Origin of the sequence: Streptomyces sp. NPDC102278 (assembly GCF_044766345.1) — a bacterium.
Taxonomy (GTDB): domain Bacteria; phylum Actinomycetota; class Actinomycetes; order Streptomycetales; family Streptomycetaceae; genus Streptomyces.
The window spans coordinates 1-12,958 of the sequence record NZ_JBIWLV010000025.1; the positions used below are offsets into that span (position 1 = coordinate 1).

The window sequence follows — 12,958 nt, forward strand, 5'->3', positions numbered from 1 at the left end:
CGACACCCTCCACCACACCCCCATCGGAGTCCTGCGCAGCGTCGAACGACCCGTCTACGACACCCTCATGGCCGACCAACTCGACACCGCGATCGCGCAGCAGGGCAAGGCGGACCTCTCCGGCCTCCTCGCCGGCAACGACACCTGGACGGTCCTGGGCGGCTGACCGGTGCGCACGGGCGCCGGACCTCCGCTCGCGGTCCGGCGCTCAGAGCGCCCGCAGGCCCCTGACCGAGGTCAGCGCGTAGGCGCGGGCCTGCTCGAAGGTGGCCGCGCTCTCCCGGGCCAGGGTCTCGCGGACGTACCGGCGCGCCTGCGACAGGTCGGCGTCGGGGCCGAGGACGCGTTCCACCCCGCGCTCGTCCAGCAGCACGTGGTGCAGGGAGAGCACGGTGACTCCCGTCTCGTCCGGGACGACCGACCACTCCCCCGTGTGCGCGGCCAGCAGGGCCGACGGCACGGTCTCCTTGTAGACGGTGCGGCCGGCCGCCGGGAACGACACCCGTACGGACTCCGTCGTGTGGACGGAGCCGTCGGCGGTCAGCGTGTGGACGGTGGCGCGCTGCACCCCCGGGCGGTCCTCGACGACGTCGGCCCCCGCGATGTGCGGTACGCGGCCGGGCCAGGAGGCCACGTCGTACAGGAAGGCACCGACCGGTTCGCCCGGCCCGTCGAACCGTACGGAGTCCTCGAAGCTCATCGTCAGCGCGTCGAGCCGCTCCCAGCGCTCGGCGGCCTCGCGCATCCGGTCGAGCATGGCGCGAGCGCCGCGTTCGACGTCGGCGCGGGCCCGCTCGACGTCGGAGCCCCGGTTGCCGGCGACGGTGAAGTCCTGTTCCAGGGTCAGCCGCGACCAGCCCGGGGCGAGCTGCCGTACCGTCCAACTGCCGCCCGCGGAGGTGACGGGAGCGGCGGGGACCTCTTGGCGGAAGTCGATCCGCCGCCGTTCGGGATCCAGGGTCCGCCGCCACAACGACGATCGCACGGTCCCGTCGCGGGTGTCCCACAGGGAGAACCGTTCCCGGCTGCCGTCGAAGTCCCACGGCTCGACATGGACGGTGTCGGGTACCAGCAGCGGCCACTGGGCGGTGTCGGCCACCAGCGCGTACAGGACGCCGGCCGGTGCGGCCGCGTCCACCGCGTGTGACATCCGGTGCACTCGTTCGACAGACATCAGACACCCTCTCTCAAAGCTTGATGCAGAGCCTGTCCGTATCCGCAGGAAGCTTCCTGGACTCCGGGTGGAGTTCCGGGGCGCGGTCTCAGACCGCGGCGCGGGAACCCAGCACGTGGTTGACCAGGTCGAGGTAGCGGCGCGGGGTGTCGGCGTACTCCACGGCCTCCTCGTCGAAGGCGATGTCGAACCTCTGCTCCAGGTAGCCGGTGGTCTGCAGGACGGAAAGGCAGTCGTAGCCGAGCTCCACCCAGTACAGGTCGCGGACGTCGTCGTCCAGCTCGACGCCCTCCTCCTCACCTCCCCAGGCGCGCAGGATCCGCGTCAGATCGGTGAGTTCCAGCCGGTCCATGGGTGTACCCCTCTCCTCGTCCGCGAGCACGCGAACGCGTCCCGGGTCCCCCGAGCCTGACCACCCTCCCTGGAGCACGACTCAACGCCCGCCCGGACCACTCCGGCCCCGCGTTTGAGGCGCGGGGCCCGTCCAATCCAGCCCCGCCGGCGTTTGAGGCGCGGGGTCCGGCCAATCCAGCCCCGCCGGCGTTTGAGGCGCGGGGTCCGGGGCGGAGCCCCGCAACCCGGCGGGCGGCGGCCGGCCCACCCGCACTGCACCGCGCCACCCGCACCGCGCCACCCGCACCGCGCCACCGCACAACCCCCGGAGGCCTACGCCGCGTACAGGTCGAACGTCGAAGACCTCCGCGGCCCCGCCACCACGTCCAACGCCGGGTCCACCTTCAGCATCGCCTGGTGCAGCCGTTGCAGCTGCTGCGACGGCTCCACGCCCAGTTCGTCGATGAGCCGCGTCCGCAGCCGCCGGAAGACGTCCAGCGCCCTCGCCTGCCGCCCCGACCGGTACAGCGCGACCATCGCCTGCGAGTGCAGGCCCTCGTGCTGCGGGTGTCGGGCGATCAGTTCGGTGAGTTCGGCGAGGAGTTCCGTGTGCCGTCCCAGCCGCAGGTCGACGTCGATCCGTCGTTCGGTGGTGACGAGCCGGCTCTCGGCGAGTCGCAGGACCTCGATGTCGAGGATCGGGCCCACCCGTACGTCGACCAGCGCCGGCCCCTGCCACAGGGCGAGCGCCTTGCGCAGCAGGTCCGCCGCGGTCTCGTCGTCGCCCTCGTCGAAGGCGCTCTGGCCGCCGGCCACGAGGGTCTCGTAGGTGTGGACGTCCACGGACTCCGGGGGGATCTGGAGCAGGTATCCGCCGTGCCGGGTCGCGAGGATGTCCTTCGCCGAGCCGGGGGCCCCCGGCCCCATGGCCGTGCCCAGCCTGCGGCGCAGTTGGAGGATGTACGTCTGCAAGGTGGTGAGCGCGCTCTGTGGCAGGTCGGTGCCCCAGATCTCCTCCATGAGGGTCGGCACGGGCATCACCCGGCCCGGGTAGAGCGCGAGAAGCGCCAGGATCTGACACGGCTTGCCCGCCGTGGGAACGATCGATCCTCCGTTGACCTCGGCACTCAAAGGTCCCAGAACCTGAATCTTCACGGTCTCCCGTCTCCCCTCCGCAATTCGTCGCGCCACACTCGGATTTCAGCATTCGACCCGGTAACGGTAACGGCGCCCCCGGCCATGTCCCCGAATTCTTGAGCCTGCATCGAGCAGCCCTCCGCACTGGTGCTTTGTCGGACGGGTTTCTGCTGGTGGGAGCCCCTTAACCAGTGGTGATGACCCTTTTCCGGGGGCTCCCGTGGCAGTTTTTCCGCGGTGGTGTCCGGTCTTTTTCACAGTGGGGGTCCGGCGGCCGTGGGGAAATGAGCGCGCAAAGACCGTGCGATGACCCGTCAGCCCACCGGTGCCAGTCGCCTGCGGGGCGTCTCGGTGGATTCCAGGGGGCGTTCGGGCCCGGTCATCAGGATCGAGCGCTGGAGCCGGCGCAGGGCGGCCGAGGGCTCTATGCCGAGCTCGCGCACCAGGGTGGTGCGCAGCCGCTGGTAGACGCTGAGGGCCTCGCCGCGGCGGCCGGAGCGGTGGAGGGCCAGCATGAACTGCCCGTGCAGGTTCTCGTGAGTGCGGTACCGACTCACCAACACCGTCAACTCCGCCAACAACTCACGATGGCGACCCAACCGCAGATCCGCCTCGATCCGCTGATCCAACGCACACAACCGCGTCTCCTCCAACCGACGGATCTCCATGTCCAACTGCACCCCACCCTGAACATCCGCGAACGCCGGCCCCGACCACAACGCCAACGCCTCCCTCAACAACCGCGCACCACCAGGATGATCACCGGCATCCACCGCCCGATACCCCATCCCAGACAACCGCTCGAACTCCCGCACATCACTCGTCCCACCACCACTGCTCAACAAGTAACCCCCCGGCAACGTCACCAACACGTCCTTCGGAGTCCGGGTGGCGTCCTCGCCGCCGGCGAGCGCCGTGGCGATGAGCGCGCGGAGCTGGAGGATGTACGTCTGCAGCGTGGTGCGGGCGCTGCGCGGCGGTCGCTCGCCCCACAGTTCCTCGATCAGCGCGGCGACGGGGACCGTCTGGTCGGCGTGCAGCGCCAGGAGCGCGAGCACCTGACGGGGTTTGGCCGCGGTCGGCGTGATGGAGATCCCGTTCTCCCGTACGTCCAGTGCGCCCAGTACATCGATGTCCACGCCGTACTCCCCTGCTTCGTTGGATGAGCCCTCGACTTTCACCGGAATGAGCAAAAAACAGCATCAGCGGTTTGTCAATACCAAACCGGCCGGGCCGTTTTTTTGGGAACATGCGCCATGGGCACCCCAGCACAGCACCTGACCTGCGCATTTGCCAGAAAATAGCGGCTCTGGAGAGCCGCCGGCGTACGCAAAAAACACCCCTCAGAAACCTTCCTGAGGGGTGCTTCAAGACCGGAACAGACCATTCAGTTTGCTAGTCGCGGACGCCGCTCGGAACGGCACCGGCCACGCACATCGTGTCCGAACCGTCGGCGCGCAGCACTCCGAGCGAGCCGTCCGCGGCGATCCGGGGCAGCATCAGGGCCCAGTAGCGGGCGAGCGAGGGCTCCGCGAGCCATGCCCCCTCGTCGGCCCCGAGGGCCTCGAAGCCGACGATCGCCGCCACCACGGCGGCCGTCGCGTCCTGCGCCGAGACGCCGTCGGCCAGTTCCCCGTTCCGGGCGGCGGTACGGAACATCGCCTCGACCCAGCGCTGCCACTGGCGGCGCACGCCACACGTGCCGGCCCCCGCGTCGCGGCCGGTTCCGGCCGTCACGCAGAGCCCGAATCCCGCGCTGACCACGGGATCGTGCGCCAAGAGGGCCATCAGGTCGTGCGTCGAGTCGACGAGCGCCTGGAGCGCGTTCCCCCCTGCCAGTCGGGACACCGTGATCACGCGCACGGATGCCGCGGCGCGGTCCACCACCGCCTCGGCCAAGGCCGTCTTGCTGCCGAAGTGGAAGTGCAGGCCGCCGGCGCTGACTCCGGCCCGTTTGCTGATCGCGCCGATCGAGGCGGTGGCGAAACCCTCCTCGACGAACACCTCCGCGGCGGCGCGGACCAGAACCTCACGCGTGCGGGCAGCACGTTCCTGCTTGACCATGCGATCTCCACAAACCGCCTCGGCGGTTTGCCCAGGGGGGTACACAGCATCGCAGGCACGATCCGACGCCTCGACGGAGCCGTGCCCGAGAAACGCTGGAGCGAGTCAGGAGGCGACCTGGCCGCCGGCCACCTCCGCGGCCTCCAACCGTTCCATCTCGGCCACCACCTCGGCCCCGCGGGTCCGCCCCATCTCCAGCCGGGCCAGGACCGCGGGCGTCGCGATGCTCGGATAGACGTGCTCGAAGAGCACCGAGACCCGGTGTTCGATGTCCTCGCGGTTGACGAGCGTCTGCGAGTAGATCTGGACCCCGGTCCAGCAGGCGGAGAGGGTCCAGGCCGTCTCCGCCGTGTTGACGTGCGGCAACAACTCGCCGCGCGCCTTGGCCTGGATCAGCATCCCCTCGGTCACCTTGATCCAGCCGGGGACGGATCCGCCTCCGAAGATCTCCCGCATGTCGGGCCCGAGCGAGAGCCGCGCACCGGCGCTCAGCATGGGGTCGCGCTGCATGCGATGGGCCATCACCATCGACGTGTCGACGAGTTCCTGCAGCTTGCTCTGGCGCGGTGGTACGCCCCCCTCGGCGAATTGCTCGTCGAGGACTCCTCGCGCCAGATCCTGCTTGGACGAGAAGTGGAAGTACAACGCACCCTTGGTCACGCCGGCACGGGTGAGGATGTCCGCGATGGTCGCAGCCTCATATCCGCGCTCGTCGAAGACCGAGGCCGCCGCTTCCAAGATCGCACGACGCGTGCGTACTGCACGCTCTTGACGTGCCACGATGCCTCCGATGTCCACGGGCCCACACGGACGGAACCCTTCGGGTTCCGCTCCCCCCACGTAAAACCAACCAGAAGGTCCGTATTTTATCAAGACGGAAACAATAAACCGTGACCTTCTGGCCACCGCAGTCAAGTCCGTCTCAGGGAACGGAAGAAGTTCTCGCGTTCGTCGAGCGCGCGCACGATCAACTTCGCTGAGCAGCCAAGAATGAACAGGCTGTAACAGCCCTTTGCAAACCATCCACCCGGTTTGTTTTAACCTATCGGTGATACCGACACCCTCACATCGGCCCCGTGGCGACATCTGCGCCAAGTGGAGGCCAGAACATCCTTGCAAACAAAACCGGAGAGTACGTATCTTACGACTTCAAGTGCTCGTCCCATCCGTCAACTCGGCTCTGCGGAGAGGTCCATGACCCTGCTCACGTTCGAGAACAACACCCCCGCGCCGTCCATGAAGGAAGCCGGCGTGCGGCGGACGACGCGCTGTGACGAGCTTCCCCGGCTCACTAGCACCGTCCCCCGGGAGTACGTGCATCGCAGCTCGGTGGCGGAGGTGTTCCTGACCGGCTACGAGCGGATCGGTGACGACACCTTCCTGCTGACCGGCCAGTGGCCGCGGGCCCATACTTTCTTCATCAGCGCGGACGGTACCGGACACGACCTCGTCCAAGTGGGGGAGACCGTCCGTCAGGCCGGCCTTTTACTGTGCCACGCGGAGTACGGGGTGCCCCTGGGACACAACGTGCTGCTGTGGAGCCTGGGCTTCAAGGCCGACCTGGAACAGTTGCTGATCGGCGCCGGCCCGACCGACCTGGAACTCATCGCCACCTGCCGGGACTTCGGCTGGAAGGGCAACCGGTTCTCCGGTTTCCTGGAGGTGAGCGTCCGCCGGGACGGACGGATCGCGGCCACCGGCTCCGGGCTCTTCAGTTTCGTTCCCCCGGCGGTCTACCGCCGGCTGCGCGGTGAGTACGGGAGGCTTTCCACTGCCGCTCCCGCGCAGCTCCCGCCGCGTCCGGCCCCGATCCAGCCGGCGACGGCGGGCCGGTTGCTGCCCTTCGACGTGGTCCTCGCCCCGGGCGACCGGCCCGGCCGCTGGTTGCTCTCGCCGGACCTGACGCACCCGATCCTCTTCGAGCACGCCAACGACCACCACCCGGGCATGGTCCTGGTGGAGGCGGCCCGGCAGGCCGCCTGCGGGACGCTCCACACCCGTTCCTTCAGACCCACGGCGGTGGAGTCCTCGTTCCACAACTACGCGGAACTGGACGCCCCGTGCTGGATCGACACCGAGGTCCCCCACTCCATGGATCCCGGCGTCCGCACCGTGCACGTCACCGGACGCCAGGGCGACGCCCGGATATTCGAGGCGACCGTCACCGGAACCATAGCCTCCGACTGATTCGGCCCCTTCGGCCGGGAGCCGCGGCCGGTCATCGGGCCGAGTTCTCCCGGTACCACGGCGCGTACCGGGCGAACCCCTGCGGCAGCCCCGGTCCGGGCTCCGCGCCGACCAGCTTCCACAAGCGGCTGCCGTCGTACCAGTGATCGACCGCCAGCAGCGAGATCCTGCGGCGGGTGACCGGGTCGCCCGCCGCACCCAGCCGTTCGCACGCCTCCTCCAGGGTGATGTCCCGTTCCGGCAGCGGCACCCCGAGGGCCTGCCCCACGGTGGTGACCAGTTCCCGGGCGGACACCGGCTCCGGGTGGCAGGCGTGCAGTACCTGTCCCGCGAGCCTTCCGGGCAGCCGGGCCAGATCCGCCAGCGCGTCCGCCAAGGCGTCCGCGGAGATCATCGAGAGCCGTGCGCGCCCCCCGTCCACCCAGTACGGCAGGCGCCCCATCAGGTCGACCAACGCGGGAACCATCCAGGTGTCGCCGCGTCCGTAGACCAGGTGGGGCCGCACCACGACGCCCCCCGCCGCGAGGACCAGGCGCTCGCCCTCCAGACGTGTGACGCTGGTCGCGGAGACCGGTTCCTCGGCCAACAGGCCCTCGGCTTCGCCCCGGTGCGGTCCGTCCCGGTAGACGGCGGCGGTGCCGAGGTGCACAAAGCGGCCTACGCCGGCCCGCGCGGCCTCGTCCAGCAGGGCGCGGGTGCCCTCGGTGTTGACCGTCCGACACTCCTCCTCGGTGCCGCCGATCCGGGCCGCGAGGTGCACGACGGTGGTGACGCCCTCGCAGATGCCGCGCAGGGACGCCGGGTCCGTCAGATCGCCGGTCACCGTCTCGATCCCGGGCGCCCCGTCGAAGGTGTGGCCCGCGAGCGTCCGCCGGTGGGTGAGCAGCCGCAACGCGGGACCGGCCGGACCCTCCCGGCCGCTCCGGTCGTCCGAGCCGCCCACAGGGGCCGTCAGGCGGGCCGTCACATGGGATCCGATGAAACCGGTGCCGCCCGTCACGAGGATCCGTTCGGGTATCAACGCCGGCCTTTCGTCGCGAAGTACGGGAGGTGCGGGAAGTGGAGGAGCGGTCCGCACTTACTGTCTTATCAGCATTCCGCTCTCGCCGACCATCGCCCTGGCGGAAAGTAGGCTGAGACGATGAACAGCTCAACTCCCCGCCTGGTGCCGGTCACCCCGGAAAACTTCGAAGCGGTGTGCGCGATCCGGCTTCACCCGCACCAGGAGCACCTCGTGTCACCTGTCCTGAAATCGTTGGCGGAGGCGTACGTGTACGGCGCGAGCGCCTGGCCGCGGGCCATCGTGGACCGCCGGGACGACGGTGCGGAGGAAGTGGTCGGCTTCGTCATGGCCTTCTTCGACATCTCCTGGGGCGGCGACGCCAACGACCGTCGCTCCGGCATCTGGCGCCTGAACGTCTCCGCCGAACACCAGGGGCGGGGATACGGCCGCTTCGCGGTCCGGGCCGTCGCCGACGAGATCCGCGGCCTCGGCGGCACCCGTGCGTACGTCTCCTGGAACCCGGCCGAGCACACCCCCGAGCCCTTCTACCTCGGCCTGGGCTTCACGCTCACGGGCGAACTGAGCGGCACCCAGCGCGTCGGCGTCCTCCCCCTCTGACGGACGCCGGGACCGGGCTCCGCAGACCCCGAAGGCCGCCGCTACTCCCGCAGGACCACGGTCAGCGGCCGCGCCTCCTTCGGGGCCGCGGCAACCGGGGCCCTGCCGGCACGGAACTCCTGCGGGCTCACCCCCCGCACCCGTTTGAAGGCCGTGGACAGCGCGAACGCGCTCCCGTAGCCGACCCGGCGGGCCACCGTCGCCACCGTGGCCTCCGGGTCACGCAGCAGGTCCGCCGCCCACGCGATCCGCCAACCCGTCAGGTAGGCGACGGGCGGTTCCCCGACGAGCTCCGTGAAGCGGCGGGCCAGCGAGGCCCGGGACACCCCCGCCTTCAGCGCCAGCTCCTCGACCGTCCAGCCGTGCGCCGGATCCTCGTGCAGCAGGCGCAGGGCCGGCCCGACGACCGGATCGCCCTGCGCCCGGTACCAGGCCGGGGACCCCGATCCCGGGTCGGCGAGCCAGGCCCGCAAGACCCCGATCAGCAGCAGGTCCAACAGCCGGTCGAGAACGATCTCCTGCCCCGGCTCGTCCCTGGAGATCTCCGAGGCCAGCAGCGCGACCAGCGTGGCGTCCGCGGCGCCCGCCGGGCGGACCAGCACCGTCGGCAGCGCGCTCAACAACCTGCGCCCGATCTCGCTCGGCGCTTGGTAGGTGCCGCTGAGCATCACCGTCGAGTCGGCGTCCCGCGGCGCCTCGCCCCAGGTGCGCACGCCCAGCGCCATGGTGTCGGTGACGTCCTCGCCCGCCTCGGTGTTGCAGCGCTGGTCCGGGCCGACGGTGATCTGTACCGGCGTGTCCGGCGCGTCCGCGACGGTGTACGGCGCCGGCCCCCGTACGACCACCAGGTCACCGGGGCCGATCGCGACGGGCTCGCCGTCGTCGGGCAGCAACCAGGCCGAGCCCCGGGTCAGCGTCATCACCGAGAGCGGGGCCCGGTCCTCCACGCGCAGGGACCACGGAGGATTGAGAACGGACTTCAGGAGGAAGGCCCCCCGGGCCTTGGGCCCTTCGAGGAGACCGGTCAGCGTGTCCATGAGCCCCATCCTCCCCCGCGCGCCCTCACACGTCCCAGACCCCGGTGGCGGCCGCCTCCCGGGCGAAGTCCGCGAAGTCCCTGGGCCCCCGGCCCAGTACCTCCTCGACCCCGTGCACCAGGTGCGCGTTGCGCCCGTCGAGGATCAGGGTGAACAGCTCGGCGAAGTCCTCCGGCAGGTCGTGGGCCCGCAGGACCGCGCGGTAGTCCGCGTCCGAGACGGGCACGTACGTGATCTCGCGACCGGTGGCCTTCGACAGCTCCGCGGCGACGTCGGAGAAACTCAGCAGCCGCGGGCCGGACAGCTCGTACGTCCTGCCGATGTGCCGGTCGTCGGTGAGCGCGGCCACCACCACGTCCGCGATGTCCTCGGTGTCCACGAAGGGTTCGACGGCGTCCCCGGTCGGCAGGGCGATCTCCCCGGCCAGCACGGGCTCCAGGAAGAAGCTCTCGTCGAAGTTCTGGTTGAACCAGCTGGCCCGGACGACGGTCCAGTCGGCGCCGGAGGCCTTGAGGTTGTCCTCACTGCGCTCGGCCGCCTGCTCGCCCCGCCCGGACAGCAGCACCAACCGGCGCGCACCGGCCGCGACGGCCGCCTCGGCGAACGCGCCGACCTGCTCGGCCGCCCCCGGGAAGGCGAGGTCGGGGTAGTAGGTGACGTACACCCGGTCGACGCCCTCCAGCGCCGCGCCCCAGCCCGCGGGCTCGTGCCAGTCGAAGGCGGGCTCCGCGGTGCGCGATCCGATCCGGACCGGACGGCCCTGCGCCCGCAGCTTCTCGGCGACGCGCCGGCCGGTCTTGCCGTTGCCCCCGATGACGAGGGTGAGGGGCGCGTCCTGCGTGTCCTGCGTGTTCGCGGGGTTCTCGGCGTTCCGTGTCGTTGTCATGTGACCAGTCAACCGCCGGCCGCCGAGACGGAACATAGCCGAAAAGCTCAGCTCCATACGCGAGCGTCCAAACCGCTCGGCTCAACGCCTCATTTGCCGGCATCCTCGGCGAGGGTGTGCGCCACGAGGGCGTTGGCGTGGCCGTGGCCCAGACCGTGCTCGGTCTTGAGCCGGCTGACCAGCTCCATGTGCCGGGTGAGGGGCGAGGAGCGGATGATTGCCTTCCACTCCGAGATCGGGCGGCCGTGCTTCTTCTCGATGGAGGGGAAGTAGCTCGCGGGGCCCTTGACCGCTTCGGTCATGTCGGGGGTTCCTTCCGTACGCAGGTGGGTGAGCGGATGGACGGGTCGGTACCGGCCTCAGCCCCCGGTCACCGGCCGGTAGGTGCACACGTTGACGCCTGCGGCGCTGGTGACCGTGGAGACCAACTCCAGCGTCCGCAGACCGCCGTCGTCCGGGAAGATCGACTTACCACCGCCGAGCAGCACCGGCATGATCATGAGCCGCAGTTCGTCGACCAAGCCCTCGCCCAGCAGGGTGCGGACGAGGGTGGGGCTTCCCATGACCACCAGGTCGCCGCCCTCGGTCCCGCGCAGCTCCCGTATGCGGGCGACCGCCTCACCGCCGGGGATGCGCGTGGTGTTCCCCCAGGCCGGCTCGGGGTCGCCGAGCGTCTCGGACACGACGTACTTGCGGATCGCGTTCATCCGGTCGGCGAACGGGTCCCCCGCCCGCTCCGGCCACGCGGCCGCCATGGTCTGCCACGTGCGTCGCCCGAACAGCAGCGCCTCGGCCCCGCCCATCGCGTCGGAGAAGGCACCGCCGACCACCTCCGGGTCGAAGAACGGGTGCGACCAACCGCCGTGCGCGAACCCGCCGTCGCCGTCCTCGCCGGCCCCGCCGGGTGCCTGCACGACACCGTCCAGGCTGATGAACTCGCTGACCACGATGCGCATGTGACTCGCTCCCTCGTCGACCGCCGGTGCCCGACGGTCCCACCCTCAGATGTGGACGGCGTCCACATCTGCACGTTCCGCAGCCTACAAGGGAATGTGCACACCGTCCACATTCTTGTCGCGCCACGTCACAGAGACAGACGAACCCGCCACCCGAAACTCATCGCTCCCGCGAGAATCCCTTGACCTCAAGCAGACTTGAGGTATGAAGCTGATCCACATGACCGCGCAATCCACGCCCCACGCGGCGGACATCGAAGCGATCGGCCGACCCGTCGCCACCGTCGAGCACTCCCAGCGGAACAAGGACCCCGAGGGCGCCGCGTCCCCGGCGTTCTTTGTCTTCTCGGCGATGACTTTCACACCTCAAGTCCGCTTGAGGTGGAGGAATATGATCACATGGCGGTATGACGAGGACTCTGTATCTGCTCTGTTCCGCCGCCCCGCCCGTCTTCGACGTGGCCCACGTGATCGAGAACGCCCAGTCGCGCGGTTGGGACGTCTGCCTCGGTCTGACCCCGACGGCCGCGCACTGGGTGTCCGAGAGCCTCGACGGACTCGCCGCCCTGACCGGAAACCCGGTGCGCTGGCAGTACAAGCTGCCCGGGGATCCGGACGTGTGGCCCGCGGCCGACGCCGTGCTGTTCGCCCCGGTCACCTTCAATTCGCTCAACGCCTGGGCGCTCGGGCTCACCGACCGGTTCGTGGCCGGGATCGCCGCCGAGGCCATCGGCAAGGGCATCCCCGTCGTCGCCATGCCCTGCACGAACGCCGCGCTCGCGGCGCACCCGCGGTTCGACCTCTCGCTGGCAGAGCTGCGGGGGGCGGGCGTGGAACTCCTCCACGGCGAGGGCGGCCACGTTCCCGGTCCGCCGGACGAGGACGCCCCGACACACTTCCCCTGGGCCGTGGCCCTGGACGCCGTGGACCGCCAGGGCACCCCGGCGCCGTAGCCGCCGGCCCCGTAGCCCCGGCCGCTCGCCGCTCGCCGCTCGCCGCTCGCCGTTGAACCCGACTACTCCCCCGTGGCCCCGTCGATCGTCTCGCGCAGCAGGTCGGCGTGCCCGTTGTGGCGGGCGTACTCCTCGATCATGTGGGCCAGGACGTAGTGCAGGGAGTAGGCCTGATCCTCGTGGTGGCCCCGCGCGTCGAGGGACTCGGCCGCCGCCACGATCGCGCGGGAGCGCTCGCAGGTCTCCTCCCAGATGCGGAACGACTCCGCCGGGTCCGCGTCCTCGACGTGGAAGTCCGTCCACTCACCGGCCTCGTTCTCCGGAAAGTAGCGGCGTACGTCCTCGGAGTTGATGACATTGCGGAACCAGCTCCGCTCGACTTCCGCCAGATGACGCACCAGCCCGAGCAGACTCAGCGCGGACGGCGCGACCGCCCTGCGGCGCAGCTGTTCGTCCGTCAGTCCCGCACACTTCATCATCAGCGTGTCCCGCTGCCCCTGCAGGACGCTGGTGAGCGTGGCACGTTCGTCGCCGGTCAGGACCGGTCGGGTCCTCTGTTCGTCGTTCATCGGGCGATCATCACAGTCCCGCTCCCCGCCCGCCGACCGTT

15 protein-coding genes and 1 pseudogene are annotated in these 12,958 nt (G+C 70.2%); 4 read left to right on the forward strand and 12 right to left on the reverse strand.

The features are described 5' to 3' along the window. Positions 1-166, forward strand: a pseudogene (locus ACIRO3_RS33945) (2-oxoacid:ferredoxin oxidoreductase subunit beta); the annotation flags it as partial. A 42-nt stretch (positions 167-208) separates the two neighbouring features. Here ACIRO3_RS33945 and ACIRO3_RS33950 read toward each other — a convergent pair. From ACIRO3_RS33950 to ACIRO3_RS33975, 6 genes are all read right to left on the reverse strand, one after another. Then, positions 209-1,174: an SRPBCC family protein gene (locus ACIRO3_RS33950; RefSeq protein WP_404143259.1), complete on the reverse strand. Its 966-nt coding sequence runs from the start codon at positions 1,172-1,174 to the stop codon at positions 209-211. An 88-nt stretch (positions 1,175-1,262) separates the two neighbouring features. Then, the gene (locus ACIRO3_RS33955; protein ID WP_361787351.1) at positions 1,263-1,526 is read right to left on the reverse strand and encodes an actinorhodin polyketide synthase; all 264 of its coding nucleotides are present in this window, start codon (positions 1,524-1,526) and stop codon (positions 1,263-1,265) included. A gap of 314 nt (positions 1,527-1,840) precedes the next feature. Further along, positions 1,841-2,662 carry an AfsR/SARP family transcriptional regulator gene (locus tag ACIRO3_RS33960; RefSeq protein WP_361787354.1) on the reverse strand — a complete coding sequence of 274 codons (822 nt, stop codon included), beginning with the start codon at positions 2,660-2,662 and terminating at the stop codon, positions 1,841-1,843. 296 nt (positions 2,663-2,958) lie between these two features. After that, entirely contained in the window at positions 2,959-3,783 is an 825-nt protein-coding gene (locus ACIRO3_RS33965) for a BTAD domain-containing putative transcriptional regulator (RefSeq protein ID WP_404143261.1), read from the reverse strand. 256 nt (positions 3,784-4,039) lie between these two features. Continuing rightward, entirely contained in the window at positions 4,040-4,708 is a 669-nt protein-coding gene (locus ACIRO3_RS33970; protein WP_404143263.1) for a ScbR family autoregulator-binding transcription factor, read from the reverse strand. Positions 4,709-4,813: 105 nt separating this feature from the next. Continuing rightward, positions 4,814-5,488 (reverse strand): ScbR family autoregulator-binding transcription factor, encoded by a 675-nt coding sequence (locus ACIRO3_RS33975; protein ID WP_404143265.1) that lies wholly within the window; start codon positions 5,486-5,488, stop codon positions 4,814-4,816. 414 nt (positions 5,489-5,902) lie between these two features. Between ACIRO3_RS33975 and ACIRO3_RS33980 the strand changes: the two genes are divergently transcribed. Continuing rightward, positions 5,903-6,895: a ScbA/BarX family gamma-butyrolactone biosynthesis protein gene (locus ACIRO3_RS33980; RefSeq protein WP_404143266.1), complete on the forward strand. Its 993-nt coding sequence runs from the start codon at positions 5,903-5,905 to the stop codon at positions 6,893-6,895. 31 nt (positions 6,896-6,926) lie between these two features. Here the strand turns inward: ACIRO3_RS33980 and ACIRO3_RS33985 are convergent, their stop codons facing one another. Beyond that, positions 6,927-7,895, reverse strand: coding sequence for an NAD-dependent epimerase/dehydratase family protein (locus ACIRO3_RS33985; RefSeq protein ID WP_404143267.1), 969 nt, complete (start codon positions 7,893-7,895; stop codon positions 6,927-6,929). A gap of 141 nt (positions 7,896-8,036) precedes the next feature. Between ACIRO3_RS33985 and ACIRO3_RS33990 the strand changes: the two genes are divergently transcribed. Then, positions 8,037-8,516 carry a GNAT family N-acetyltransferase gene (locus ACIRO3_RS33990; protein WP_404143269.1) on the forward strand — a complete coding sequence of 160 codons (480 nt, stop codon included), beginning with the start codon at positions 8,037-8,039 and terminating at the stop codon, positions 8,514-8,516. A gap of 41 nt (positions 8,517-8,557) precedes the next feature. On the opposite strand, the gene ACIRO3_RS33995 is transcribed toward ACIRO3_RS33990, so the two are convergent. The 4 genes from ACIRO3_RS33995 to ACIRO3_RS34010 form a co-directional block, all read right to left on the reverse strand. Then, positions 8,558-9,553, reverse strand: a complete 996-nt coding sequence (locus tag ACIRO3_RS33995) for an AraC family transcriptional regulator (protein WP_404143271.1) — start codon at positions 9,551-9,553, stop codon at positions 8,558-8,560. 25 nt (positions 9,554-9,578) lie between these two features. Further along, a complete protein-coding gene (locus ACIRO3_RS34000; RefSeq protein ID WP_404143272.1) occupies positions 9,579-10,439 on the reverse strand; it encodes an NAD(P)H-binding protein in 861 nt (286 codons plus the stop codon). 89 nt (positions 10,440-10,528) lie between these two features. Continuing rightward, positions 10,529-10,741 (reverse strand): DUF4287 domain-containing protein, encoded by a 213-nt coding sequence (locus ACIRO3_RS34005; protein ID WP_404143274.1) that lies wholly within the window; start codon positions 10,739-10,741, stop codon positions 10,529-10,531. A gap of 57 nt (positions 10,742-10,798) precedes the next feature. Continuing rightward, the gene (locus ACIRO3_RS34010) at positions 10,799-11,395 is read right to left on the reverse strand and encodes a dihydrofolate reductase family protein (protein ID WP_404143276.1); all 597 of its coding nucleotides are present in this window, start codon (positions 11,393-11,395) and stop codon (positions 10,799-10,801) included. Positions 11,396-11,802: 407 nt separating this feature from the next. On the opposite strand from ACIRO3_RS34010, the gene ACIRO3_RS34015 reads away from it, so the two are divergent. Further along, a complete protein-coding gene (locus tag ACIRO3_RS34015) occupies positions 11,803-12,348 on the forward strand; it encodes a flavoprotein (protein WP_404143277.1) in 546 nt (181 codons plus the stop codon). A 62-nt stretch (positions 12,349-12,410) separates the two neighbouring features. On the opposite strand, the gene ACIRO3_RS34020 is transcribed toward ACIRO3_RS34015, so the two are convergent. Beyond that, on the reverse strand, positions 12,411-12,917 hold the full coding sequence (locus ACIRO3_RS34020; protein ID WP_404143279.1) for a DinB family protein: 507 nt from the start codon (positions 12,915-12,917) through the stop codon (positions 12,411-12,413). Positions 12,918-12,958 lie beyond the last annotated feature (41 nt).